This window comes from Psychrobacter sp. FME13 (assembly GCF_014861395.1).
GTDB lineage: Bacteria > Pseudomonadota > Gammaproteobacteria > Pseudomonadales > Moraxellaceae > Psychrobacter.
Map to the genome: position 1 here is coordinate 1 of NZ_RRYV01000356.1, position 758 is coordinate 758.

Annotated in this window: 2 protein-coding genes; both read right to left on the minus strand. The window is 36.1% G+C overall.

Features of this window, described 5'->3' with window-relative positions; translation table 11 throughout:
• Nucleotides 1–22: 22 nt before the first annotated feature.
• On the minus strand, nt 23–151 hold the full coding sequence (locus tag EI164_RS16560) for a hypothetical protein (protein WP_413038470.1): 129 nt from the start codon (nt 149–151) through the stop codon (nt 23–25).
• A gap of 267 nt (nt 152–418) precedes the next feature.
• The coding region (locus EI164_RS16565) for a LysR substrate-binding domain-containing protein (RefSeq protein WP_263972682.1) at nt 419–758 on the minus strand (340 nt) is incomplete at its 5' end.

Genomic DNA, 758 nt, shown 5'->3' on the forward strand with positions numbered 1-758 from the left:
TTCTTTGGGTTAGTATAGCCTCTTAGCAGTTGTCCAATTTAATTATGCCACTACACTTTGCAGTGGCTGAGATATTGCCATTATTGTCTGATATCTTCTTGACGGCCTCGGCTTTAAATTCGTTACTGTAGGTTCTTACTTTCTTGGTCATGATAAACTCCGATTAATACGCTTAGTTTACCAAGTTTACCTCTACGGTTTCTTCAGCATAGCTCATGGGTCAATATCACCACCACTCATAATAGCTAAATCGAAGTCAGAAGTTGTAATTGCTTCCGCTTTCTACATTGTACAGTGAACCTAAAATAGATAATTGTAGGTTGGTCATTGGTTGTAGAAGTATTCATAAGTAAGATATCTCCTATCCAATCAATAGTCTTGCTGAACTAATAACATAGGTGGTTCAATTCTAAAGACACTATTCACCTACTTGTAATTTTGCCAATTCATTCCAAAATCGTTCTCCTGACTCATGTAAACGGGCCTGATAGCGATATGCATAAAAAGAAATAGGTAAGACCAACTCATAATTACCAATAATTGTTAGTTGCTTTGTTTCAAGTTCCTTTTCTATAGCATAGTCAGGTAGCCAAGCAATACCTTTTCCGTTTATTACCTGTTGTTTCAACAAATCTGTCATTGATGAAGAGAACACAATATTAAGATTTACTTTCGACCTAACTTTTTCAATTTGTCTACCCATGGGAGTTTCCCAAACTCTGTGTAACTGCTTATAATCCACTAACAGGAGAATAAGC